The sequence below is a fragment of the Pandoraea sp. E26 genome, assembly GCF_000681415.1.
In the GTDB taxonomy this organism is placed as follows: domain Bacteria; phylum Pseudomonadota; class Gammaproteobacteria; order Burkholderiales; family Burkholderiaceae; genus Pandoraea; species Pandoraea pnomenusa.
The window spans coordinates 26910-52340 of the sequence record NZ_AYXJ01000016.1; the positions used below are offsets into that span (position 1 = coordinate 26910).

Sequence of the window (25431 nt, forward strand, 5' to 3'; positions counted from 1 at the left end):
ACGGAAAGCCTGGAAGTTGGAGGAAAATTAATGAATTTCAGTGAATATTGGTGTTTTGTTGTGTGAATATGCAGAATTCATAAGCGTTTGTCCTACGCTTGCGGTCGTTTCCAAACCTTTCGAAAACGACCACCATGCGTATCACTTCTCTGCGGCAGGCTGCCGCCCCGCACGCGCCACGGCTTATCGCTCAAGGGGTTGCGCTGCTCCTTGCCTGTTTGGTTGCGCCGGCGCAGGCCGCGCTGATCGACAACGGTGAGGCAATCGTCGACGCACCGGGCGATCCGAACGAATCCTGGACGGTGCGTAATCGCGGCCGATTGATCCTGAACCCGGGGGCGGCGGCCAAAACAGTCGTCATCGAGTCCGACTCCCGCCTCATTGCCGACGGTGCCACCATCGAGACTACGGGCAACCAGACGGCAGTCGCGCTGCGGCAGGGGCATGCAACGATCGCCAACTCCCGGATCTCGAGCGCGCTGGGCACGGGGCTGGCCATGGGCCGAATGGGGGCGAACAACGGCGTGTCCACGGCAACGGTGAGCAATAGCACGATTAGCGGCTATGCGTTCGGTGTCAATATGGGCGGCGGAGCCACGCTGGTGTTGAACGATACCGATGTGACGTCCGGAAGCGGCGAGGAAGCCGGATTCAACGCGGGCGTCATGAATCTCGGCGGAGAGCTCACGGCCAGTGGCGGCTCGCTCACCGGAAGTCACGGTTTGTGGCTGTCCACGAGCCGCGCAGGGACGGCCCCACGCGTGGGCGCCGTGCTCGATGGGGTCGCAGTCACCGGCACCGAAGGCGCAGGCATCCTGATTCAGCGACAGCCCGGTCAGGAGGACCCCGAGGGCGTGCAGTCGTTGGCAACGCTCGTCATTGCCAACGGCACATCGATCACCGGGGCCAACGGCAATCTGATCGAAGCTGTTGGCGATCTCGCGTCGGACATCACCGTCGATAACACGCAACTGACGGGCAATATCGTGGGCAGCGGCGAGGGCGAGATGCAACTGACGCTGCAAAACCAGGCATCGATTACCGGCGCTCTCGTCAATGTTGATTCGCTGAAGTTGAATACCGGTGGGAAATGGTCGCTCACGGGAGACAACCATGTGGCAAAGGTCGCCATGGACAGTGGTGGCATGATTGACATTCACGGCACCGCGTCGTCGGGCGACTGGCATACGCTCGACATTGGCGAGCTCACGGGAAACGGCACTTTCGGCATGCAGGCCGATCTGGCGATCGGCGAAGCCGACCGGCTCAACGTTACCGACGCCACCGGCGCCCACCGATTGCACGTCACCAACTCGGGGAAGGAGGGCGGGGTGGATACGCAGTTGCTCGTCGAGCAGGCCGGCGGCGACGCGACGTTCTCGCTCGTGGGCGACAAGGTCGACGCCGGTGTGTACACCTACTCGCTCAAGCAGGGCGGAGAAGCCGGCGGGGAGCAGTCGTGGTACCTGGAGCGCAACGAAGAGATCTCGTCGGGCGCCGACACGGTGCTCGGCATTCATAACGCGCTGTCTACCGTGTGGCTCGGTGAGCACAGCGCGCTTCGCACTCGACTCGGTGAGGCGCGCATGGGCGCTGGCGAGCAGGGGGGCGCATGGGCCCGCACGTTCGGTTCACGCTATAACGCCCGCCCGGCACTGGGCCGCGGCTACTCGCAGGACCAGTGGGGGGTGATCGCCGGCGCCGATGCGGTCGTCATGCGCGGCGATCACGGCCATTGGCTGGTGGGCGGCATGCTCGGCACGAGTACGAGCCGTCTCAATTTCAATTCCGGCTCCCGGGGAACTGTCGAGAGCCACACGGCGGGGGCGTATGCCACATGGCTTGGCAAGCAGGGCTACTACTTCGACGGCGTGCTGAAGTACAACCGTTTCGGCAATGAACTTGACGTTCGCATGAGCGACGGCACGCAAAGCAAGGCGGATTTCGCCAATCACGGCGTGGGTTTGTCGGCCGAGTTCGGCCGCACGATCGAGTGGTCGAATCGCTGGTTCGTCGAACCGTTCGCGCAGGTCGCCGGCTTGTGGGCGAGCGGCACCGATTTCACGTTGGATAACGGCATGCATGCCCGCTCGGGCCGCGCCATGTCGTTGTTGGGTACGCTGGGCGTCAACGTCGGCAAGACGTTCGAGACGTCGAAGGGCACGTTCCAGCCGTATATGAAGCTGGCCGTCACGCATGAGTTCGCTGGTGGCAATTCGGTCACGATCAACGACATTCGTCTGGAGAACGATATCTCCGGCACGCGTTTCGAAGTCGGTGCGGGCATTGCCGCGCAAATGACTCAGCGTTTGCAGGCTTATGCCGACGGCAGCTACTCGATAGGCAAGCGTCTGGACAAGCCGTGGGGCGTGAACGTCGGTGTGCGTTACAGCTTCTGAGCGTCTTTGTGAGAAAAGCGGGATGGACCGGCTGTCGTGTCAGATGCGACCGATGGAAGGTCTCCCGAGGGAGGGAACGCCTGACAGTCTCGCGACTGTCAGGCGCTTTTCTTTGCCTCGTATTCCCTTGTCGGGCGTTCGGGTGCTTCAACGCTGCTTCATTGCCAGGGCCAGCGCCTGCTTTTCACGCTGCCGGTAGGAGCGGCGCTGTGCCGCGCTCATGAGCCACTGCCGAACAAACGCATTGAGAATCGACTGCCGTTTGTCCGGTGTCGTCTTCGCAAGCGCCATTGTCTCGGACAAGGTCACGTGCGTTTGCCTGACCCCGAACGGATACGGGCCCGGGTAATTCGCACTGGTATCCAGGCGCGTTTCAGCACCGGTCGATGCGGATGTTTTGTGGCTGCCGTCCGCACGGGTCACGGTGTAATCGATGCGGCACATGCCATACGGGTAGCCCCACTCGATCAACTCCTTCGGCCAACCGAACCGGACCGGCTCTCCGATGTTCTCTTGAGCCAGGGAAATCTCGAACCGATAATCGGGGTGCGGATTCTCGCCGTTGTCGCCGCCGAAGTAGGCACGGGTGATCGGCGCCCCATAGGTTTGATCGACAGGATCATAGAAGTCGGCTGTGACGAAAATGCGGATCACGTCCCCCAGTCGCATGTTTTCATAGGCGGGAACCTCGATCGGCTCATGCCCGATCGGAGAAACATTCGACCAGATCACCTTGCCGTTCGGGAACGTAGCGGGGAACAGACCGTCGTCGCCGCCCGGAATGTCGCCGCTGTCGGCGACTTCCACCTCGGCGGTCGGCGACACACTGGTATTCTCGCGCTGCTCCGGGTTGAGATAGCGCGTGACCAGGTACACCGTGGGCTTCAGCCCGCTGCCCTGCGCCTTGACAACCGCCCATGGAAGGGAGATGACGAGGTCGACTTTTTGACTGACGTCGTCACCGCCCACGGTATAGCGCGGCTCGATGGTCACGCCATCGTAGACCGCGTAGATGATGTCACCGGCGATAAAGGCGTCTTCGCCGGTGATGTTGCCGTCGATATCGCGCCGGAACCACGGCACGATGAATTCGTGGTCTTCCTGGATCGAGGCGTCGGGAATGAAGTCTTCGCGTTCCCCAGTGCTCCACCCCGAGTGGTGCACGACGGGCCGGCCCAGGGCATCGTTCCACGGCGTATCCGGATCCGGATCGACGCCGCCGCCCTGATCCAGGTTGACGACCACCGAATGCGGCGTCTTCGGGCGGCCGGCTTCGCGCCCCGCCCGATAAACGATGTAACTCACCGGGACTCTCGCATAGCCGTCGGCGTCCGGCGGCGCGTCGGCCCATTCCGCGAGTACCTCGCCGTAGGGCACCCTGATCGACAGGATGACGGGCAGCGTGCTGTCGGCGCCATTGAAGACCACGCGGTTTTGTTCGCGTCCGCCCCAGAGCACGGCAATCTCATCGCCGGTTTCAATTTCCGCGTGACCGGGAATCTCGACTTCGACGGGGGCGCGCGCGTCCGCCTCGTCGATCAGCTTGGCGTCGGGCGGCGGGTCGTCATCATACGCCGGCACCAGCGGTGGCAGCAGATCGGCAATACCCGGGCGCAGGAAGACGTCGATCACCACGACATCGGATTCGGCGCTGACATTGCCGGCCAGGTCGGTGATCTCATAAGAAAAACCCAATTTTCCGTCGCCGGCCTGCTCAATGAGCGTGCGCGGAAAGACAAGCTCGGTGGGAGGATCGTAGGTTTCGCCGTAGGGAATCTGATGCGGTGGGAGGCGCCCGACTTCCGTGCCATCTTCCCGACGCAGTATGCCTACCAGAGTATCGCCGTGCATGCGCTCGGCATAGCTCGGGACGGTGCCGCGCAGAACGTCGCCCAACTCCGTGAGCTTTGCATCCGTCAGCCCGTCCTGCTCGATGCCGTCCGGGAATTCCAGTTCTCCTGGCCTTGGCTCGCCGGGACGCTGCGTGTCAATGGTGAACAGCGATGGCGGGCTGAGGAAACTCCATTCGTCTTCAAGTTCGCTTCTTGCCACGTACTGCAGATTGTGAACGTCCTCCATTGACGCCTGTTCGGGGGGCAGGATGATCGTAATGGATCGCTTGGCATGGTCTTCTGCCGTGACCACACGGATGACGTCGTCGGTATCCCCGTCGAAATACACGACGTATTTCCAGCCGACCGTCATTTGATCAAGAAACGCTGCCTCGAAACGGATCTCAGGTCCCACCGCCGACGCCTTGACCAGATTGTATGGCGGTGCGTCAGCGGGAAAGTCCGCCGGACGGTCGGCCAGGATAGTGGGATCGATAACGGCCACGTTCGGATGATAATTCTTCCCCTCTTCCCGGCTGACCGGGCTGCTTAGCCGGGCCGGCGCGGTATCGGTGCGAAGCAACGTCATGCTTTTGCTGGTCATGATGAACCTCCTTGCGGTGGGGTGAAACGTCCGGTGAGTGTGGCGCCGCAAATGCCGACGAGAAACTGTCAAGGTTGTCAGGTGCCGGAAAGCCTCGCCGTGCGCGGGGCCTGTCAACGTTGACAGTTGGCGGGCAAGGATCGCCGTGGCGAGATGAAAGCCCTGCTGCGAATTTGACGTATCCCGGCCGTTGTGGCGCGAGGAGCGTTCCGTGGTGCGGCAGATGAGGAGGTCCGTCATGAATATCCGCGACAGGTTCGCAGAAGGCAGTGGCATCACCCTGGAGAGCGACGAGGCGATTGACAAATCGGCCCGGCTGTACGCGCCGACCGTGCCGGCGGCGCGAAAAGGGGGTATTCGGAAAGACGATCTGGAAAGCAATATCAACGACAAGCTGGAAGTGCTGGTGTCGTGGACGACCGGTTTCCTGCGCGGAGACATGCTCCTGCTCTACTGGGGAATGCCCGGCCTGCCGATCGATACGATCCAGATCGAAAACCCGAACGATTCGGTCTTCACGTTGCAGGCACCGGTGCCGGACGTGTCTCGCGTGGGCGACGGTTTGATCGACGTCTGGTACGAGCGTATCTCGTCGTTCGGCGATCCGGTTCCGATCGAGTCGCCCCATGCGCAGGTACTCGTCAAGACCACGGTGCCGGGGGGAGACGACCCGGATCAGTCGACATGGCCCATCAACGAGGCGTTGGCCGAGGCCATTCTTCCACCCGGCCCGATCGAAACCGTTCCGCCAGAGGGGCTGGCGGTGGAAATCCCGGTGTGGGAGCACATGACGGCGGGTGACGTGGTGACTGTTCTCTGGGGAAGTGCAAAAGGCGTTGTGTACGGCCCGATCGGACAGCCGGAAGTGGGCCAGCCGGTGGTGGTCATGGTGCCCGAAACAACGATCAACGAGGCGGGCGCCGGCGAGGATGTCGCGGTGACGTACGAACTGGTCGATCTGGTACAGAACTGGTCGGGACGTGCGCCATCGGCGTTCATCGACGTCGAGGTGGGTGACGCGATTTACGACGCCCCGGCCGTGGCGGGGTTGAACGACAACAACGAACTGGACTACGACGCACTGGACGGTGCTGATGCGACCGTCGTCGTCATGAAGAACCACGACATGGCGTCGGGCGATGGCGTGTCCCTGGTGTTTCAGGGGAGATCATACGAAGGACTGGAAGTCGAGCACACGCAGACGGCGACGCTGAGCGGCACGGTCATGATGTTCGACGTGCCGAATGCAACGCTCGGCCAGGTCGTTCCCGGCGAGGGAACAGTGTTCTATCGGGTCAGCACCGCCGGGGTGTACAAGGGGCGTTCCTATCGTGCGCCGTTCACGCTGGTTGGCACCGCCGTATCGCTTCCCGCCCCGAAGGTGCTCGAAGCCACCGCCGACGGCGAACTCGATCCGGCGGCGGTGCCTAATGGCGCGACGGTCGAGATCGAGCCATGGCCGGGTTACGGCGTGGGCGATCTGGTGCGACTTCGCTGGAACGGATGGACGCCGGGCGGCGATCTGATACCGCACGCCGACATCTATGAGATCACGCCCGGAAATATCACCGATCCGGTGCAGTTTGACGTGCCGTACAGCAAGATCGGGCCGATTGCGGGCGGCCGTGTCGAAGTGCACTACACAGTGGAGTCGGGCAACAGCCAGCGGACCTCGAAGACGCTGGCCCTGACGGTGTTGGGGGTTGCCAGCCTCGAGCCGCCGATCGTGGAGGGCGAGGTCGGCGGAGCGCTCGACCCGGCGCTGGTGCCCGATGGCCCGAAGGTGACAATTCCCGCGTGGCCGGGGATGGTACCTGGCGATGTGGTGAACTGGTTCTGGCTGGGACTTTCCGAAGGCGGTCAGGCCACGGGCGAGGTGATTGTCGAGGCGATAGGGGACATTGTGGTTACCGTACCGCGTGGCGTAATTGAAGCCAATGCGGATGGCGGCGATACGGTCAACGTACTGTATCGGGTCACGCGGGCAGCGGGCGGCGAAGAGACGTCGCTGCCTAAATCGTTCGTGGTTCTGCCGATTTCAGCACTGTTGCCTGCCCCCATTGTGGAGGAGCAGATCGACGGCGTGCTCGATCCAAACCATACGCTCGACGACGCCACGGTGAGAGTTGACCCATACGAAGGCATGGCCCGCAACGATATCGTGACGGTCTGGTTCGCCAAAGGCACTGTCGGCGAGGCGACCCGGCGGGTCCAGATCTCCGATGGTCTGGTGGGCCAGCCGCTGTACTTGTACGTGCCGCATGAATCCGTGGAGCAACTCGACGGCCTGACCATCACCGTGAACTACACCGTGGAGGTCGCCGGCGTCGAAACGCGCTCGGAGGATCTGACACTGGAGGTGAGCAAGGCGGTGGTGTGGCCCGCACCGGAAGTGCGCGAAGCCGACGGCGAGTACCTGCCGGAGGACGCCTACGAGCGAGGCGCGAACACGATCGTGCGCTGGCATACGGGCATGCGCGTTGGCGACACGATCGATCTGTACTGGGGCGAAGGCGCCGAGATGTATCACGACACGCTGGATATTCTCGGCCCGATGGACTATGAGTTCTTCATGCGAAAGGAGCAGGTGGACACCTGGCTCGGTCGCGAAGTGCCGGTGCGGTATACGATCAAGCGTGGCAATCGCGTGATGCCGTCCGAAGTGCTTCACCTTCGTGTCGGCATCGAGCTGCCCACGCTCACGGCGCCAGTGGTGGTCGAGGCAATCGACAACGTGCTCAAGCCTGTGGATGCGCGGCAAGGCGCCACCGTGCGCATCAGTTACGATGGCATGCAGGCGGAAGACGTGATCCAGTTGACTTGGGATGCTGACTCGTCGTTCGCAACCGTCACCGGCAGCGAGACGGGATCGGTCGACATCGTCGTGCCGCCGGCAAAGATTGCGCTTCATCTGGGCGAAACCATTCTGGTGTCGTACACGGTGACCCGCCTCGGCTTCGAGACCGTCTCGCCAGCGCTCGAGCTCACCATCAACAACTTCCTGCCCGGCAATCTGCCGTTGCCGACCGTCGTGGAGCAACGCGGCGGCGTGCTCAATCTGTTGGACTTCACGGCGGACGCAACGGCGCGCGTGCCGACGTGGCCGTTGATGGCCGTGGGGCAGCGCGTCTGGTGGCGAGTCTTCGGCACGCAGTCCACCGGAAATTCGACGACGATTTCGCTCGAGCTCGGACATGAGGTGACCGAGGAAGAGGTGGGCAAGCCACTCGACCGGGTATTGCGCCGCTCGGATCTGGAGAAGTTGCTCGATGGTTCGGACCTGCGTATTCAGGTGAAAGTCACGTTCGACGGCAGCGCCAGCGAGGCCGATGCCGTGACCTTCCGCGAGCGCACGTTGAAGCTCGCGCACAGCCTGACACTGCCTGCGCCTGTCGTGCTCGAGGCGCCGGATGACGAAATCGATCCGATCGAAGCCGAGAAGGGCGTGACAGTGCGCGTCACCTACGACGACATGCGTGCCACCGACCTCATCAAGCTGGTGCTGGACGGCGCCGATGCGTTCGACGAGGTGCCGGGTAGTACCACGGGCAGCGTGGACATTTCCGTGTCAGGGGCGATGCTGAGTCCGTATGTCGGACGTTCGGTGAAGATCAGCTATATCGTCACGCGCAGCGGCAACTACGACGCGTCCGGCATTCTTGAACTCACGGTCAACGATTTCGGCGAAGGCGAGTTGCCCACACCGGTGATTCCCCAGGCACAGAACGGTGTGCTAAAGCTCGACAGCTTTACGGGGGACGCCGAAATCAAGGTCGCGCCGTGGCCGCTGATCGCCGCAGGGCAGAAGGTCTGGTTGCGTTGTCATGCCACGCTCGCCAACGGCACGCCGGACGTCATCGTCCTGTTGATTCGCCACGTCGTGACGGCGGGTGAAGCGACGTCGGGTATCTCGCAACCGCTTCCGCGGGCGCGACTGGCGGCGCTCAGGAACGAATCCGAGCTGCGCGTCGAGTTCAAGGTGGCCTTCGACGGCAATGACGATGAACTGCAAGCCGTCATCTTCCCGCTGCTTCGCGTGACGATGCAGGTGGTGCCGCCGATTACGGTGGACCCGGACAAGATGGTGCTCAACGGGTTGTCGGTTAAATCGTTCTGGACGCGCACGGGGGCGTACCCTCCGGGCAACTCGCAAACGCGTGCGGCGTCCGGAGGCGTGCCGCCCTATACCTATTCGTCGAGCAAGCCGTCGGTGGCCACCGTCAATGAATCCGGGCGGGTCGTGGGCGAGGGCAACGGTACTGCAACCATTACGGTTCGTGACAGCAAGGGAACGACGGCCTCCTACACGGTGGAGGTGAGTAACGTCTATACGACGATCGATAATCACCAGGTCGGTATTAGCCCTGCACAAGCGATTGCGTGGCGGCAAAGTCTGTCGGGGGGGCGTGGAATCGGTCCAACGGAGGTCGAATCATTGAAGGTGGAATACACGAAGGTGTGGGCTGCCAACGGCGGATATTTCGCCTACACCTGTGAACAGGGAAGTTGCGGCACGGGGCGTTGCCACATGCTCGGTCAGTATGCCGTTTCCGTTGGCTGCGCTGGCTTTGACACAGTGGGCGGGCGCAATGCGAAGGCGCTCTGTCTGATACCAAAGAACGGTTGACGGCAACTGTGGCGTCATTGGGGTGGCGTCAGCCGGACCAGGCCCCAGCCCCAGCAGCAGCGGAACCGCTCGAATCGCCCTGTCGATCGGTGGAACATTCGCCGCGGCCTTCGCGCCGCGGCATTTTCCTGCCGCTGTCGTTCGCGCTTTTTCCCCCATGCCTTCCCCTCCGTCCCCCCCGAGAGATCGGAACGACAGCGCCCATGCTTTGAAAGTTCGTGCGTACTCACTCATCTCGGATTCCTACACGGCATTACCGTCATGAGCACACATGAAGATTCCGTTGATTCATCGAACCGTCACAGTTCGCCCGCAATAATCACGGCGCACGAAGCATCGACAAACTAATTCGGCGGCCGGGCGACTGCGTCAGATAACGCGGGGCACCGGGCGCCGGTGCGACCCGGGGAAATGACGCAATGACCATCCGTCATCGAATTACGCTATTGGTGATCCTGACATTCGTCGCGCTCTCGATCATCGGCGGCTATGCGGTGTACCAGACCCGCGCCAGTGCGCAGAAGGTGCGGCAGGTGACGGAAGGCGTGGTGCCCAGCGCGCTCGCTTCCGCGGATCTCGTCTCGCAGGTCAAGGCGGTACAGATCGCGACCATGACGTTGGTCTACGCACCGGACGAGACCGTTGTCGAACAGGCGCTCGACAAGCTCAAGGCGTTGCGCGGCGAGATCGACCGCTCGCTCGCCCGCCAGGCCGACGGGGCCGCGAGCGACGCCCAGAAGGGGCTCGTCACGCAGGCGCGCGAGAGCGTGGAGAACTACTTCAACGCCATCCACGACACCGCGAAGCTCAAGCAGGCGGGCAAGACCGAGATGGCGCAGGCGTTCCTGTTCGCGATGGTGGCGCAGTACCGCGACGAACTCGAAGGCGTGGTCAATACGCTGCGGGTCGAGAAGAACCGTCAGAAAGACGCCGCCATTGCCACGCTCAACGACACGCTCTCGACGACCACCACCGCCATCGGCATCGTTACCGGGCTGGCCATCCTGCTGCTCACCGCCATTGGCGCGCTGCTGTACCGGCAGATCACGCGTCCGCTCTCGCGTATGCAGGCCATGATGAGCGAGATCGCCAACAGCCAGGACTTCACTCGCCGCGTGCCCGTCGGCCGAATGGACGAAATCGGCCATTCGATCGTGGCCTTCAACGGCATGATCGAGAAGATTCAGGAACGCTCCGCGCAGCTCAAGCAGAAGACGGCCGACATACAGGCCATGTTGCAGAACATGCAGCAGGGCATTCTGACGGTCGTTGACGGTGCGAAGGTTCATGGTGAGTACTCCGCCTATCTCGAAGCGATCTTCGAGACGCAGGACATCGCCGGTCGCGGCGTGATGGATCTGGTCTTCGGCGACAGCGATCTGGGCGCGGACGCGCTCTCGCAGGTCGAAGCCGCCATCGACGCCTGCATCGGGCAGGACGCCATGAACTTCGCGTTCAACGAACACCTGCTCGTTGGCGAGATCGGCAAGCGCATGCCCGACGGCCGTGTGAAGCAGCTCGATCTCACATGGTCGGCGATCACCGACGAGGACGACACGATCCTGCGCCTGATGCTGTGCGTGCGCGACGTGACCGAGCTGCGCGAGCTCGCGGCCGAAGCCAACGAACAGAAGCAGCGTCTGGAGATGATCGGCGAGATTCTCGCCGTGAGCCAGGAGAAGTTCCATCACTTCATCGAGAGTTCGACCGGCTTCATCCGCGAGAACGAGCGCATCATCCGCAAGCATTCCCAGCCCGACAGCGCGGCCATCGCGGAACTGTTCCGCAACATGCACACCATCAAGGGCAACGCGCGCACGTACAACCTCCAGTACCTGACTAACGTCGTGCACGAGACCGAGCAGCGCTATCACGAACTGCGCCAGCCCGACGTCGCGCGCCTGTGGGATCAGGACGGTCTGATGCGCGAACTCGAGCGCGTGCGCGAGGCGGTCGACACTTACGCGCAGATCAACGAAATGAGCCTCGGCCGGAAGGGCCCGGGCCGTGCCGCCGACGAGCAGTCGATGGTGGTCGATCGCGCACATATCCGCGCCAGCCTGCGCATGCTCGAGGCGGCCGATCCGAACGATCTGCACCAACTGGTCGCCATGCGCGACGCGGTGCATCAGACGCTGCGTCTGCTGGGCACCGAGGGCGTGGGCGAGGCGCTGGGCGGGGTGCTCGATTCACTGCCATCGCTTGCCGCGGAGCTGGGCAAGCCGGCTCCCGTCGTGCGCATCGATGACAACGGCTATCGTCTGCGTGCGCCTGCCGTGCGTATCCTGCGCGACGTGTTCATGCACTTGCTGCGCAACTCGATGGACCATGGGCTGGAGGGCGCCGAGGAACGGCGCGCGAAAGGCAAACCGGCGGCCGGAACCATCGACGTCGAAGTCGGCCTCGACCACAACATGCTGCAGGTCACGCTCACGGACGACGGTCGCGGGCTGGCGCTGCACCGCATTCGCGCCATCGCGGTGCAACGGGGCTGGATCACATCCGAGACATACGTCAGCGACGAGCAGATCGCGCAGTTCATTTTCCGGCCGGGATTCTCGACGGCCGCGCAAGTCACCGAAGTGTCCGGCCGCGGCGTGGGCATGGACGCCGTGCAGGACTTCGTGCGTCGCGAGCACGGGCGCATCGAACTGCGCTTTACCGACGATCGCAAGGGGGCGGAGTTCCGCCAGTTCCAGACGGTGGTATGTCTGCCCGACAATCTGGTCGTCGACGGTTTCGACCTGAACAGTGTCGCGGCCGATGCCGTCGACCTGCCGACGCTGGACGCGCCCGCAATGCCGGTGCGTTCGTCCGGAGAGGTGGCATCGCGAGGCGATCTGCCGCAACCCGGCAAGGTCTGACGCCGGCACCGCGGAACGCATCGACGGGCACTGTGGCGCGGACCTCGCCGGTCCGTCGCCGACGGGCCGCAAGGCAGATTTCGGAGACGAAGTGAGTATGCAAGCAGTGCAATGGGTGTTGACGGGAGCCCTCGCGGGAATCGCGGGCGCGGGCATGGTGGCTCTGGTTGTTCACCGTTGGCGCATGGCGCAGGCGACCGCACACTGGCGCGCGCTGGCGAAAACGCACGACGAAGCGCTGGCGCAGGCGCTCGAGCGCGAACGCGTGGCGGTCGTCGACCGGGACGAAAGGAGCCAGGCGCACGACGACGCCATGGCGGCGCACCAGTCGGCGCTCGCGCAGGCCGAACTGGATTTGCAGGCAGCGCGCAAGTCCGAGGCCGCCGTGCTCGAAGCCAAGGCGATGTGGCAGGGCGAAGCCGAACGTATTGCCGGCGAGGCGGCCCGCCTGCGCGGACTGGCCGCCACCTTCGAGCGCTGGCACGAGCAGATGATCTCGCTCATGACGCAGAACCAGGATATGCACGCGAAGAATCACGAACTCGCGTCGATCGTGCGGCACGTGCTCATCGTGTCGCTCAACGCGTCCATCGAGGCGGCGCGCGCGGGCGCGGCGGGACGCGGCTTCGGCATCGTCGCGAGCGAAGTGCGCGCACTGGCCACGCGCTCCGAGGAGCTGTCCAAGAGTTACCGCGACAGTCTGCACCGTAACGACGTGACGACCACGGCGACGTTCCAGGATATTCAGGCCGGCGGCAAGATGATCGCGGCGTCGCTGTCGAGCGTCGAGGCGCTGGCGCAGCAGTTGCACGCCCGTCTTCACTAGTCAATCCCAAGCAGGCAGGTTCCGTTGTGATCAGCGCTCACGCTCGCGACAGTTTCGAACGCATTCTGCACAAGGCCGTGCACACCCGTCTCGCCCGCGCGCCCGACGCCGCGTGCGAGATCGTGCCGTTGAATTCCGACACGTCGGTGCACGGCGCCGATCTAGCGGCGCGGCACGCCAACGTGGTCGTGCTCACGATCTCGTCCATCGGCTTTCGCATGCTGCTCGTGCTGCATTTCGACGAGGACGACGCCACGCTCGCCTACTTCTCACGGGACGATCAGGACAAGCCGTTTCGCGAAGTGTTCCTCGAGATCGGCAACCTGTGCTGCGGTGCGATCAACCAGGCGTTGCTCGAACACTTCCCCGATCTGGGCATGTCCACACCCTACGTGCTGAGCGGGCGCTGCGTGCCGCACCTCATGCAGCTCAGGCCGAATCATCTGGCCTCGTGGGCGATCACGCTCGATGGCGACGTGCGGCTCGCGGCCACGCTGTGCGTCTGCGCGCACGCGCCGCTGGACTTTCACGCGGACGTGAGCGAGACGCAGGACAGCAGCGGCGAACTCGAATTGTTTTGAAGCGGCAACGCGCTCCGTCAAGCGCTGGGAAATTACGACCATGAACCGAAGTACCCCCCGAGAGTCGGTCAGCCAGTTCCTGATTCTCGACGACAACGTCGAACACGAATACCCCGAAGCGCTCGTGCGCGGCATGATCGATATCACCGAAGGCGTGTTTCGAGGCCTGTTCGGCGACGACATCGCGCTCACGTGCGAGTCGCCCAGCGTGGTGCGCGATCGCATCATCTTCGGCGAGGTCTTCAGCCTGATTCCGCTCGAGAGCGCCTGGTGCCGCGGCTACATGATGATGCAGGCCGAGCAGGTGCCGTTCATGCAACTGCTCGAGCACACGGGCCGCTGCGAAGGCCAGGCCGGCTTTCGCGAGCTCAACGGCATGCTCGGCGAGATGACCAACCTCATCTGGGGCGGGTTCAAGAATCGCTATCTGGGCGAGGCGTCGGCCGCCGACCGCGCGCAGGTGCAGGTGCCGCTGCTCATCAATCACAAACAGAAGTACATCTCGTTCGGTACCGACAATCCCCAGCTGTGTTTCGTCTATCGCGTTGCCGACCCGGTCGATGCGCGAATTGTCACGCTGCATCAGCATTTCGTCTTCAGCCTGAACTGGTCGCCCGAAGCGTTCCGCGAAGCGACGCCAGCGACGGCCGCACCCGTCGAGACCGGGGCGCTGGAACTGTTCTGAGATCCCGGCTCGGAAACTTCATCTCTTACACACAAAGGACATCATCATGTCGAAGATTCTCGTGGTCGACGATTCGAGCACCGTGCGCGACGAAGTCGCCGGTTTCCTGCGCAAGAACGGACTGGACGTGGACACGGCCGTCGACGGCAAGGACGGCCTCGCGAAGCTCAGGGGGAGCCCGGGCGTGAAACTGATCATCAGCGACGTGAACATGCCCAACATGGACGGCCTGACGATGGTCGAGAAGATTCGCGGCGAACTGGCGAATCACGCCGTCAATGTCGTGATGCTCACCACCGAGAGCAGCCCGGCGATGAAGGAGCGCGGCAAGGCCGCCGGCGTGAAGGGCTGGATCGTCAAGCCGTTCAAGGGCGACGCGGTGCTCGAGACGTTCCGCAAGCTGGCCGGCTGACCAACCGGGCGGCGACGGCGTTACACTGTGGGCTTTCCCGCACTGCGCGACCTTCCGCGCAATCTCGCCCACCCATCATGAGCGTCGTCCCTCAGAAAAAGAAGCCCGCCCACGACCCCGTCGCCCACGAATCCGGCAACGAGCCTGTCGATGCGGCGACGGGAACCGCGGAAGCGCGGCCTCGCCGCTCGAAGCTGCGCCTGACGTACGTCATCGCCAGTCTCGACCGCCTGCTGCGTCGCCACATGTCCGAGGCGCTCGCGCCGCTGGGCCTCACACTGGCGCAATTCACCGCGCTGTCGGTGCTCGACGCCCGCGGCAAGCTCTCGAACGCACAACTCGCCCAGCGCTCGTTCATCACGCCGCAATCGGCCAACGAGGTCGTGAGCGTGATGGCGGCGCGCCAGTGGATCACGCGCGAGCCCGATCCCAACCATGGGCGTATCGTGCTGCTGCAACTGACCGACGAAGGCCGCCGCGTGCTCGCCCAGTGCGAGGCGGTGGCCCGCGACATCGACGCGCGCATGCGCGCCGACGTGAGCCGCGAAGACGCCGCCGCCGTGCAGCGCCATCTCGAATTGTTCGTTCGCAACCTGCGCGACTGACTCCGGGTTTGTCCCGACCTGCCGATTGCTTGTATTGTCAGGTAGCTTGATATTAAATGGAGTCCGTCGCCGCATACGCGTGCGACCGAATTCCATCGACACGGCAAGACGAAAGCGACGAACCGGGTGTAACGGCATCGTCGTGTGCACCGCACTCGCGTCGTTAATATCAGGTTACCTGATTAAATGATCCGTGCCAGTGCACGCCTGGGGCTTCGCTTGCGGCGTGGATGGGCTTCGTATCAGGCGCCGCCAGCTCGGGCGGTGACCGAAGACCATCAAGAAGATCACAGGAGACACCATGGAATCGAATCGGGATGGCGGCGCGCGAGCGTTGCCCATCGGCGCGGACGGCACGGCGAGCGGCACCAGTCCGGTCGTCATGACGCTGGCGTTGTGCTTCGCGGTGGCGTTGCTCGAAGGCCTCGACCTGCAGTCGGTCGGCGTGGCGGCGCGCGGCATGTCGAAGGAGTTCGGCCTGAGCGTTGCGCAAATGGGCATCGCGTTTTCGGCCGGCACGTTCGGGCTGCTGCCGGGCGCCATGGTGGGCGGCCGTCTGGCCGACAGCATCGGCCGCAAACGGGTGTTGATGCTCTCGGCGGCATTGTTCGGCGTGCTGTCGATCGCCACGGCGTTCGTGTCGGATTTCTGGATGCTGGTGATCGTGCGTGTGCTCACGGGCATTGGCCTTGGCGGGGCGATGCCGAACCTGATCGCGCTGTCCTCGGAAGCCGTCGCGCCGCGTAAGCGCGGCACCGCGGTGAGCATCATGTACTGCGGCATTCCGCTAGGCGGCGGCATCGCGGCCACGATCGGCATGCTCGCCGTGAGCGATGCCGACTGGCGTCACATTTTCTACGTCGGCGGCGTCGGCCCGCTGCTGCTGTTGCCGCTGCTGGCCTGGTGCCTGCCCGAGTCGCGTGCCTTCAAGGCGGCGACGGCGCAGGGCGAGCGTGTCGCCCCTGCGCCGATGATGTCGGTGCTGTTCTCCGAGGGGCGCGGCCTGTCGACGGTGCAACTCTGGCTGTCCTACTTCTGCACGCTGATCGTGCTGTACTTCCTGCTCAACTGGCTGCCGTCGCTCATGGGGTCGCGCGGTCTGGCGCGCGGCGAGATCGGCTGGGTGCAGATTCTCTTCAACGTCGGCAGCGCCGTGGGCGTGCTCGCGCTGGGCTACCTGATGGATCGGGCGCGCATGTCGCTCGTCATCGGTGGCATGTATCTGGGCATGATCGCGTCGCTCGTCGGGCTGGCGGCCGCGCATGGCTTCGGTGTGTTGGCCACGGCGGCATTCTTCGCGGGCATGTTCATCATCGGCGGGCAGTCCGTGCTCTATGCGCTCGCGGCGGCCTACTACCCGACCGCAATGCGTGGCACCGGCGTGGGCGCCGCGGTGGCCATCGGCCGCATCGGTTCGGTCGTGGGCCCGCTCGCCGCCGGCATGCTGCTGGCCGTGGGAAGCAGCGCGGCCGTCGTGATCGGCGCGAGCATCCCGGTGACGATCGTGGCCGCGCTGGCCGCGCTCACGCTGATCCGTCGTCCCCGCGCGGCTGACTGAACCGTTTTACCGGTTGGCCTCGCTTGCACGCGACGGACGGCGTTACGGCTGCCTCGTCGCGTTTTTTCTTGTGGACCTCGCGGGCGCATCCGCATGCGCCACGCGTTTTCGGTGCGGCAAGCTTTTCATCGCCTGGCTTGCCTTGCCCAATTTGCCGCTTTGCCCCGTTTTAACGATAACGACATCAATAATCTGGAGACTCGCATGGCACTTCTCTTCCGCACCCGCGCGCTCGCAATGATCGGCGTCGCCACCGCATTCGCCGCGCCTGGCATTGCCGACGCGCAATCGAATGTCACGCTGTACGGCATCGTCGACACCGGCATCGAATACGTTTCCCACGCGAGCGCCAATGGCGCCGTCTTTCGCATGCCCGGTGTAACGGGCGAGTTGCCCTCGCGCTGGGGCCTGCGAGGCACCGAGGATCTTGGCGGCGGACTTGCCGCGATCTTCCAGCTCGAGAGCGGCTTCAACCTGCGCGGCGGCGATCAGGGACAGGGCGGCCGGTTGTTCGGGCGCCAGGCCTTCGTGGGCGTGAAGGGACCGTACGGCACGCTCGCCTTCGGGCGGCAGTACTCGATGACGTTCTACGCGCTGATGGGCTCCGACGTGCTCGGCCCGGACATCTACGGCATGGGTTCGTTCGACGCATACATTCCCAACGCGCGGACCGACAACTCGGTCACGTACCAGGTGGCGTGGCAGGGACTGAGCTTCGGCGCGGGGTATTCCTTTGGGCGCGATTCGGGCGGTACAGGCAACTCGCCCGGCCAGGGCACCTGCGCCGGACAGGTGCCGGGACAGTCTGTGCAGTGCCGCGACTGGTCGGTGATGCTCAAGTACGACGCCAGCAACTTCGGTGTGGCGGCGTCGTATGAGGAGCAACGCGGCGGCACCAATGCGGCGGCCAACTTCTTCGACGGGCAGCCGACGGTGGCCTTCGCCAGCAGCAGCGACAAGGACGCGCGCACGACCCTCGGCGCGTACTACAAGTACGGCGCCTTCAAGGTCGGCGGCGGTTGGCTGGGCCGCCGTGTCTCGACGTCAGCGGTCAACACACATTCGAACCTGTTCTACCTGGGCGCGGCATACAACATCACCCCGGCCTGGCTGGTCGACGGTCAGGTCTATCGCATCATCAACAGCGATCACAACACGCGCGGCACGATGACCACGTTGCGCGCCACTTATTCGCTGTCGGTGCGTACCGCCGTCTATGCGCAGGCCGCCTATCTGTTCAACAGCGCGCACGCGGCCTATTCGGTCAGCGGTGGCGGAGGCGGCACCACGCCGCCCGCTGGCGAGGGCCAGGCCGGCGTGATGCTTGGCATGCGTCACACGTTTTAAAAATGCGCTAAGGGTTTCCACTGAAAACACAGCGCTTGCAATGTAAGGTTACCTGATATTAAATGTGTGTGTCGGCAACACCGCGCGCCACTCCCGGCGCGCGGTGCAGGTTGCCCCGCACACTTGGGAATTTCGCAAAATGAATGCATACGAAGGACGCTGGAAAACGGTTGACGTGAAAGTCGAGGGCGGTATTGGCTGGGTGATGTTCAACCGTCCGGACAAGCGCAATGCAATGAGCCCGACGCTCAACACCGAGATGAACCAGGTGCTTGACGCCATCGAGCTCGACGCCGACGTGAAAGTCGTCGTGCTCACCGGTGCGGGCGCGGCCTGGACCGCGGGCATGGATCTGAAGGAGTACTTCCGCGAAATCGACGGCGGTCCGGAAATCGTGCAGGAACGTGTACGCCGCGACGCATCGGACTGGCAGTGGCGACGTCTGCGCATGTATTCGAAGCCCACCATCGCCATGGTCAACGGCTGGTGCTTCGGCGGCGGTTTTTCGCCGCTGGTCGCGTGCGATCTGGCGATTGCCGCCGACGAGGCCGTGTTCGGCCTGTCCGAGATCAACTGGGGCATTCCGCCGGGCAACCTGGTGAGCAAGGCGATGGCGGATACTGTCGGCCATCGTCGGGCGCTGCACTACATCATGACTGGCGACACGTTCACCGGCGTGCAGGCTGCGGAAATGGGCCTCGTCAATCAGAGCGTGCCGCTCGCCCAATTGCGCGAGACCACGCTGGCGCTGGCCGCCAAGCTGCTCGAGAAGAATCCGGTGGTGTTGCGCGCGGCCAAGCATGGCTTCAAGCGTGCGCGCGAACTCACGTGGGAACAGAGCGAAGACTACCTGTACGCCAAGCTCGATCAGGCGCAACTGCGCGATCCGGAGCACGGTCGCGAGCAGGGGCTCAAGCAGTTCCTCGACGACAAGTCGATCAAGCCGGGCTTGCAGGCTTACAAGCGCTGAAGCTGGGCGAACACCGACTCACGCGACGCAACGAACGAGAGAGGATGACGCGATGCACGACGTACAGATGCTGATTGGCGGCCAGTGGCGCGGCGCGCAAGGGGGAGCGACGTTCGAGCGGATCGATCCGGTGACGGGCGCCGTGGCGTCGCGCGCGCCGGCGGCAACGCTCGCCGACGCCGATGCCGCCGCCGACGCTGCGCAGGCGGCGTTCCCGGCGTGGGCGGCGCTCTCGCCGACCGCACGCCGTCAGCGCCTGCTCGCGGCCGCCGAACGCATGGACGCCCGCGCGGCGGACTTCATCGCCATCGGCGCAGCCGAGACGGGGGCGATGGCCAACTGGTATGGCTTCAATGTCATGCTGGCGGCCAACATGCTGCGGGAAGCCGCCGCAATGACCACGCAGATCGACGGCAGCGTCATTCCAAGCGACGTGCCCGGCAGTCTCGCGATGGCCGTGCGCTCGCCGGTCGGCGTGGTGCTGGGCATCGCGCCCTGGAATGCGCCGGTCATTCTCGCGACGCGCGCGCTGGCCATGCCGCTGGCTTGTGGCAACACGGTCGTGCTCAAGGCGTCGGAGCAATGTCCCGGCGTGCACGCGCTGATCGGCGCCTGCCTGCACGAGGCAGGCCTCGGTGACGGCGTGGTCAATGTCGTGACGAATGCGCCCGAGGATGCCGGCGAGATCGTGGCGCGCCTGATCGCGCATCCGGCCGTGCGACGCGTGAACTTCACCGGCTCCACGCATGTGGGGCGCATCATCGCCCGTGTGGCGGCCGAGCATCTGAAGCCCGCGCTGCTGGAGCTGGGCGGCAAGGCGCCCGTGCTGGTGCTCGACGATGCCGATCTGGACGCCGCGGTCGATGGCATTGCGTTCGGTGCGTTCTTCAACCAGGGGCAGATTTGCATGTCGACGGAGCGCGTGATCGTCGACGCCCGCGTGGCCGACGCCTTCGTCGAGAAGCTCACCGCCAAGGCGGCAACGTTGCACGCGGGCGCGCCGACGTCGCCCGAGAGCGTGCTTGGCGCGATGGTGAGCGCGCAGGCAGCGTCGCGCGTGGCGGCACTTGTCGAAGATGCCCGTGAGCATGGCGCACGGCTGCCGCTCGGCTGCCGCGTCGAGGGGGCGATCATGCAGGCGACCATCGTCGACGGTGTGACACCTGCAATGCGCCTGTATCGCGAAGAGTCGTTCGGCCCGGTGGTCACGATCCAACGCGTTCAGGGCGACGACGAAGCGGTGGCGCTCGCCAACGACAGCGAGTTCGGATTGTCCGCGGCGATCTTCAGCCGCGACGTGTCGCGTGCGCTGCAACTGGCGCGACGCATCGAATCCGGCATCTGTCACATCAACGGCCCGACCGTGCACGACGAAGCCCAGATGCCGTTCGGCGGCGTGAAGGCGAGCGGATACGGTCGCTTCGGCAGCAAGGCGTCCATTGGCGAGTTCACGGAGCTGCGCTGGATCACCGTGCAGACGACCCCGCGCCACTACCCGATCTGAACTTCCCGAAGGGATGAGGATGTGCCCGCCGGCGAACGCGACCGAGAACGCGTCGCGGCGGGTTCGAAGCAGGAGACAGTGTTTTGAACCAAGGCAACAACACGGCGGCCAGCCCGGACATCGCCGCGCACCGCTATCGGCCGGTCAGCATCGGCAATCCCGGTGTCGAGGTGCGTCGCGACGGCGAGTTCTGGTATCTGCGCTCGCGTGAAGCGCTGGGCGACTTTCCCGAGCGATTGACCGATCGGCTCGTGTCGGGCGCGGCCCGGCATCCTGACCGGTGGCTGATCGCACGGCGCGGTCCGGACGGCGCGTGGGTCGGCATCACATACGCGCAGATGCTGTTGCGCGCGCGCGCCATCGGTCAGGCGTTGCGCGACCGTGGATTGTCGGCGCAGCGTCCCATCGCGATCCTGTCCGGCAACGATCTCGAACATTTTCAGTTGGCCCTCGGCGCGATGTATGCGGGCGTGCCGTTCGCGCCGATTTCGCCGGCGTATTCCATCGTGTCGACGGACTTCGGCAAGCTGCGCCACACGCTGGGCGTGCTGCGCCCGGGCCTCGTCTACGCAACCGATGCGAACGCTTACGGCAAGGCGATGGACGCAGTGCTGGGCGAGGACGTGATTCGCGTCACGGCGTGCGGTGACGGCGGCACGCTGGCTTTCGACGCGCTGCTCGAGGCGGTGCCGCGCGATATCGACGCCGCGCATGCCCGGGTCAACGGCGACACCGTGGCCAAGATCCTCTTTACGTCCGGCTCGACGCGTTCGCCGAAGGCGGTGCCGACCACGCAGCGCATGCTGTGCAGCAATCAGCAGATGCTGCTGCAAACCTTCCCGACCTTCGGCGAGGCCCCGCCGGTGCTGGTGGACTGGCTGCCGTGGAATCACACCTATGGCGGCAGTCATAACGTCGGTATCGCGCTTTACAACGGCGGCACGCTCTACATCGACGACGGCAAGCCCGTCGCCGGGAAGTTCGAGGAGACGCTGCGCAACCTGCGCGAGATTTCGCCGACCGTCTACTTCAACGTGCCGAAGGGATGGGAAGACCTCGCCATCGCCCTCGAGCGCGACGCCGCGTTGCGCGAGCGCTTCTTCGCGCGGGTGAACCTGTATTTCTTTGGCGGGGCGGGACTGTCGCAGGCGGCGTGGGACCGGCTGGAGCGCGTGACGGAGCAGCATTGCGGCGAGCGCATTCGCATCATGTCGGGGCTGGGCATGACCGAGACGTCGCCGAGCTGCATGTTCACGACCGGGCCGATCATGCGCGCGGGCTACATCGGCTTGCCGGCGCCGGGCTGCGAGGTCAAGCTCGCCCCCGTGGGCGGCAAGCTCGAAGTGCGGTTTCGCGGGCCGAACGTCATGGCCGGGTACTGGCGACATGAATCCACCGATCCGGTATTCGACGAAGAGGGCTACTACCGCACCGGCGACGCGGCGACGTTCGTCGACCCGGCGCACCCGGAAATCGGCCTGCAATTCGACGGACGCATCACCGAGGATTTCAAGCTCAGTTCCGGCACGTTCGTGAGCGTCGGTCCGTTGCGCGCCCGTGTGATTTCGGAAGGTGCGCCTTACGTCCAGGACGCGGTAGTCACCGGCATCAATCGCGATGACATCGGCCTGATGATCTTTCCCCGCGTGGAGGATTGCCGGCGCCTGAGCGGCCTGCCCAACGATGCGCCGCTGGCCGACGTACTCGCCGCGCCGCCCGTGCGGGACGCCTTCACGACACTGCTGGCAACGCTCAACGCGTCGGCGGGCGGCAGCGCCACCTACGTGGCCCGCCTGATGTTGCTCGACACGCCGCCGTCGCTCGATCGCGGCGAAGTGACCGACAAGGGCTCGATCAACCAGCGCGCGGTGCAGGATCATCGCGCGGCCGCGGTCGAGGCATTGCACGCGGCGTGCGAGGGCACGCCCCACATCATCCTCGCGCCCGCGAGACGCTGACATGCACGAACCGAAACTGCAAAGCGCGGCGCACGACATTGCGTTCGTGCTGGACAAGCTCGGCGTGGGCGAGGCGCTCACGCGCCTGGCGCCCTACCGGGAGCTCGATACGGCGACGTTGGTGCAGGTGGTCGACGAGGCGGCGCGCTTCGCGCGCGAGGTACTCGCGCCACTGAACGCCGTGGGCGATCGGGAGGGTTGCACGTGGCGCGACGGCGAGGTGCGAACCCCCGCCGGCTTCGCCGACGCCTATCGCCAGTACCGCGATGCCGGCTGGCCGTCGCTGCCGTGCGATCCGTCACTCGGCGGGCAGGGCCTGCCGGTGGTCGCGCAAGTGGCCGTGCAGGAACTCACGGCGGGCGCCAACCTCGCCTGGACGATGTATCCCGCCATCCTTCATGGTGCTTACGAGTGTGTCCACCGTTTCGGTAGCGCGGCATTGCGCGAGACGTGGCTTGGGCCGTTGGTGAGCGGAGACTGGCTCGCGACGATGGCCCTCACCGAGCCGGGAGCGGGCAGCGATCTGGGCCAGATCCGCACGCGCGCCGAATGGCTCGACGAAGCGTCGGGCACGGTGCGCGTGACCGGCGAGAAGATATTCATCTCCGGCGGCGAGCAGGATCTCACGCCGAACATCGTGCACCTTGTGCTCGCCCGTACGCCGCAAGCCCCGGCCGGAAGCGGCGGTCTGTCGCTGTTCCTCGTGCCCAAGGTGCTGGCCGGCGGCGAGCGCAATGCCGTGCACTGCACCGGCATCGAGCACAAGATGGGCATTCGCGGTAGCGCCACATGCTCGATGGCCTTCGAGGGGGCGATCGGATATCTGGTCGGCCAGCCGCATCGAGGACTCGAAGCCATGTTCGCGATGATGAATTCGGCGCGGCTTCATGTCGGGGCTTCGGGCGTTGGACTGGCGCAGCAAGCATGCGAAATGGCCGAGCGTCACGCGAACGAGCGGGTACAGTCGCGCGTGCCCGGCGCGCCGGCCGGTGCCCCCATTGCCCGGCATCCGGCGGTATGGCGTCTGCTCGAAGGGCAACGCGTGGCCGTCGAGGGCGCACGATTGCTGTTGTATCGCGCCGCCCTGGCCATCGACGAGTCGCACCACGCCGATACGGCACCGGCGCGCGCGCAGGCGGATGCGCTGGCGGCGCTGCTCACGCCAGTGGTCAAGGCGATGTCGACCGAACAGGCTTTCCACGGGGCGAGCGCTGCGTTGCAGGTATTCGGCGGCTATGGCTATGTCGAGGAGACGGGCATTGCACAGTACCTGCGCGACGCCCGTATTCCCATGATCTACGAGGGCACCAACGAGATCCAGGCCATCGACCTGATGCTGCGCAAGATCGCGCGCGACGATGGCACGGTGTTGCGTCAATGGCTCGCCTGGGCGCGCGCGCAGGCTGCCGAGGCGCGCATGCTCCCCGGTCTCGACGGGTTTGGCGCGGCCATGGCCGTGCTCGACGAAGGCGTGACGATGCTGCCGCAGATCGTCGCTCTCACACAGTCCTCGCCGCGCGCGGCGCTGTGTGTGGCCAGCGAGATGATGCGCGTGGTTCACGGGCTGTCGCTGGCGGGCTTGTGGGCGCAGGCAGCGCTCGCGGAGCACCGGGTGGCCGCATCCGGCCAGTCGGCGCACGACGGCAAGCGTCGCGCCGCGCGCCATTGGCTGAAATTCGAACTGCCGGAGACGCGCCGGGCGCTGGCGATCGTCGCGGCGCAGATCCTCGACCCGGAGACGGCCGAATGAATCTCGACAAACTCGTCGCCATCGATACACACGTGCACGCCGAGGTGTCGTGCTGCCAGCCGCCGGACCTGTTCGGCAAGGCCTTCGACGATGCCGCCGACAAGTATTTCGGCACCGTGCTCAAGCAGAACCGTCGGCCCACCATTCCCGAGACGATCGAGCATTACCGGGAGCGCAACATCGGCTTCGTGATGTTTACCGTCGATTGCGAGGCGAACATCGGGCGCCGCCGCATTCCGAACGAAGAGATCGCGGGCTTTGCTCAGGAGAATGCGGACATCATGATCGCGTTCGCGAGCATCGATCCGCACAAGGGTCGCATGGGCGTGCGCGAAGCGCGGCGGCTCGTCGAGGAATTCGGCGTGCGCGGCTTCAAGTTCCATCCGACCATGCAGGGGTTTTTCGCCAACGACCGCATGGCGTACCCGATGTACGAGCTGGTCGCGGAGTATCGCCTCACGGCCGTGTTTCACAGCGGACATTCCGGCATCGGATCCGGTATGCCGGGCGGGGGCGGGTTGCGGCTCAAGTTCTCCGAGCCAATCCACCTGGACGATGTGGCGACCGACTTCCCCGAGATGAACATCGTGATCGCGCATCCGTCCTGGCCGTGGCAGTCGCAGGCCTTGTCGATCGCGCTGCACAAGCCGAACGTCTACATCGACCTGTCGGGCTGGTCGCCGAAGTATTTCTCGCCGGAGCTGATCCAGTATGCCAACTCGCTGCTGCGCGAGAAGATGCTGTTCGGTTCCGACTTTCCGCTCATCGCGCCGGATCGCTGGCTGCGCGACTTCGAGACCGCCGGCTTTCGCGACGAGGTCAGGCCGCTGCTGCTCAAGGACAACGCGGTGCGCATGCTCGGGCTTTCGGCGCCCGGACACGCGGTGGCCGGGTCCCATGGATGACGGC

16 protein-coding genes are annotated in these 25431 nt (G+C 64.7%); 15 read left to right on the forward strand and 1 reads right to left on the reverse strand.

Features of this window, described 5'->3' with window-relative positions; translation table 11 throughout:
- The first annotated feature begins 134 nt into the window (after positions 1 to 134).
- Positions 135 to 2399, forward strand: coding sequence for an autotransporter outer membrane beta-barrel domain-containing protein (locus W930_RS27225; protein ID WP_058952726.1), 2265 nt, complete (start codon positions 135 to 137; stop codon positions 2397 to 2399).
- A 147-nt stretch (positions 2400 to 2546) separates the two neighbouring features.
- Here W930_RS27225 and W930_RS0112645 read toward each other — a convergent pair whose 3' ends face one another.
- Positions 2547 to 4835 carry a hypothetical protein gene (locus tag W930_RS0112645; RefSeq protein WP_023873271.1) on the reverse strand — a complete coding sequence of 763 codons (2289 nt, stop codon included), beginning with the start codon at positions 4833 to 4835 and terminating at the stop codon, positions 2547 to 2549.
- A 238-nt stretch (positions 4836 to 5073) separates the two neighbouring features.
- On the opposite strand from W930_RS0112645, the gene W930_RS0112650 reads away from it, so the two are divergent.
- The 14 genes from W930_RS0112650 (at position 5074) to W930_RS0112715 (ending at position 25427) form a co-directional block, all read left to right on the forward strand.
- Positions 5074 to 9462: an Ig-like domain-containing protein gene (locus W930_RS0112650; protein ID WP_023873272.1), complete on the forward strand. Its 4389-nt coding sequence runs from the start codon at positions 5074 to 5076 to the stop codon at positions 9460 to 9462.
- A gap of 419 nt (positions 9463 to 9881) precedes the next feature.
- Entirely contained in the window at positions 9882 to 12326 is a 2445-nt protein-coding gene (locus W930_RS27230; protein ID WP_023873273.1) for an MCP four helix bundle domain-containing protein, read from the forward strand.
- Between the two features lie 97 nt (positions 12327 to 12423).
- Positions 12424 to 13152 carry a methyl-accepting chemotaxis protein gene (locus W930_RS0112660; protein ID WP_023597324.1) on the forward strand — a complete coding sequence of 243 codons (729 nt, stop codon included), beginning with the start codon at positions 12424 to 12426 and terminating at the stop codon, positions 13150 to 13152.
- Positions 13153 to 13178: 26 nt separating this feature from the next.
- Positions 13179 to 13733 carry a hypothetical protein gene (locus W930_RS0112665; RefSeq protein ID WP_023873274.1) on the forward strand — a complete coding sequence of 185 codons (555 nt, stop codon included), beginning with the start codon at positions 13179 to 13181 and terminating at the stop codon, positions 13731 to 13733.
- Positions 13734 to 13773: 40 nt separating this feature from the next.
- Entirely contained in the window at positions 13774 to 14418 is a 645-nt protein-coding gene (locus W930_RS27235; RefSeq protein WP_023597322.1) for a chemotaxis protein CheX, read from the forward strand.
- 46 nt (positions 14419 to 14464) lie between these two features.
- Positions 14465 to 14830 carry a response regulator gene (locus W930_RS0112675; protein ID WP_023597321.1) on the forward strand — a complete coding sequence of 122 codons (366 nt, stop codon included), beginning with the start codon at positions 14465 to 14467 and terminating at the stop codon, positions 14828 to 14830.
- Positions 14831 to 14907: 77 nt separating this feature from the next.
- On the forward strand, positions 14908 to 15435 hold the full coding sequence (locus W930_RS0112680) for a MarR family winged helix-turn-helix transcriptional regulator (RefSeq protein WP_023597320.1): 528 nt from the start codon (positions 14908 to 14910) through the stop codon (positions 15433 to 15435).
- A 301-nt stretch (positions 15436 to 15736) separates the two neighbouring features.
- A complete protein-coding gene (gene mhpT, locus W930_RS0112685) occupies positions 15737 to 16993 on the forward strand; it encodes a 3-(3-hydroxy-phenyl)propionate transporter MhpT (protein ID WP_023873276.1) in 1257 nt (418 codons plus the stop codon).
- Between the two features lie 237 nt (positions 16994 to 17230).
- Positions 17231 to 18340, forward strand: coding sequence for a porin (locus W930_RS0112690; RefSeq protein ID WP_028731025.1), 1110 nt, complete (start codon positions 17231 to 17233; stop codon positions 18338 to 18340).
- Between the two features lie 139 nt (positions 18341 to 18479).
- The gene (locus W930_RS0112695; RefSeq protein WP_023597317.1) at positions 18480 to 19310 is read left to right on the forward strand and encodes a p-hydroxycinnamoyl CoA hydratase/lyase; all 831 of its coding nucleotides are present in this window, start codon (positions 18480 to 18482) and stop codon (positions 19308 to 19310) included.
- Between the two features lie 52 nt (positions 19311 to 19362).
- The gene (locus W930_RS0112700; protein WP_023873278.1) at positions 19363 to 20814 is read left to right on the forward strand and encodes an aldehyde dehydrogenase; all 1452 of its coding nucleotides are present in this window, start codon (positions 19363 to 19365) and stop codon (positions 20812 to 20814) included.
- A gap of 83 nt (positions 20815 to 20897) precedes the next feature.
- Complete coding sequence (locus W930_RS0112705) at positions 20898 to 22772, forward strand: feruloyl-CoA synthase (RefSeq protein WP_024788917.1); 1875 nt, start codon at positions 20898 to 20900, stop codon at positions 22770 to 22772.
- Position 22773: 1 nt separating this feature from the next.
- Positions 22774 to 24522, forward strand: coding sequence for an acyl-CoA dehydrogenase family protein (locus tag W930_RS0112710; RefSeq protein ID WP_023873280.1), 1749 nt, complete (start codon positions 22774 to 22776; stop codon positions 24520 to 24522).
- Positions 24519 to 25427 carry an amidohydrolase family protein gene (locus tag W930_RS0112715; RefSeq protein ID WP_023873282.1) on the forward strand — a complete coding sequence of 303 codons (909 nt, stop codon included), beginning with the start codon at positions 24519 to 24521 and terminating at the stop codon, positions 25425 to 25427. Before W930_RS0112710 ends, W930_RS0112715 begins: the two co-directional genes overlap by 4 nt.
- The last annotated feature ends 4 nt before the right edge of the window (positions 25428 to 25431 follow it).

Excerpts from the sequence above, each read along its gene's own strand:
- W930_RS0112715 (WP_023873282.1), top strand. The coding sequence starts at position 24,519 with ATGAATCTCGACAAACTCGTCGCCATCGATACACACGTGCACGCCGAG.
- W930_RS0112660 (WP_023597324.1), top strand. The coding sequence starts at position 12,424 with ATGCAAGCAGTGCAATGGGTGTTGACGGGAGCCCTCGCGGGAATCGCG.
- W930_RS0112690 (WP_028731025.1), top strand. The coding sequence starts at position 17,231 with ATGATCGGCGTCGCCACCGCATTCGCCGCGCCTGGCATTGCCGACGCG.
- mhpT (WP_023873276.1), top strand. The coding sequence starts at position 15,737 with ATGGAATCGAATCGGGATGGCGGCGCGCGAGCGTTGCCCATCGGCGCG.
- W930_RS27225 (WP_058952726.1), top strand. The coding sequence starts at position 135 with ATGCGTATCACTTCTCTGCGGCAGGCTGCCGCCCCGCACGCGCCACGG.
- W930_RS27235 (WP_023597322.1), top strand. The coding sequence starts at position 13,774 with ATGAACCGAAGTACCCCCCGAGAGTCGGTCAGCCAGTTCCTGATTCTC.
- W930_RS0112680 (WP_023597320.1), top strand. The coding sequence starts at position 14,908 with ATGAGCGTCGTCCCTCAGAAAAAGAAGCCCGCCCACGACCCCGTCGCC.
- W930_RS0112695 (WP_023597317.1), top strand. The coding sequence starts at position 18,480 with ATGAATGCATACGAAGGACGCTGGAAAACGGTTGACGTGAAAGTCGAG.
- W930_RS27230 (WP_023873273.1), top strand. The coding sequence starts at position 9,882 with ATGACCATCCGTCATCGAATTACGCTATTGGTGATCCTGACATTCGTC.
- W930_RS0112700 (WP_023873278.1), top strand. The coding sequence starts at position 19,363 with ATGCACGACGTACAGATGCTGATTGGCGGCCAGTGGCGCGGCGCGCAA.
- W930_RS0112675 (WP_023597321.1), top strand. The coding sequence starts at position 14,465 with ATGTCGAAGATTCTCGTGGTCGACGATTCGAGCACCGTGCGCGACGAA.
- W930_RS0112650 (WP_023873272.1), top strand. The coding sequence starts at position 5,074 with ATGAATATCCGCGACAGGTTCGCAGAAGGCAGTGGCATCACCCTGGAG.
- W930_RS0112645 (WP_023873271.1), bottom strand. The coding sequence starts at position 4,835 with ATGACCAGCAAAAGCATGACGTTGCTTCGCACCGATACCGCGCCGGCC.
- W930_RS0112710 (WP_023873280.1), top strand. The coding sequence starts at position 22,774 with ATGCACGAACCGAAACTGCAAAGCGCGGCGCACGACATTGCGTTCGTG.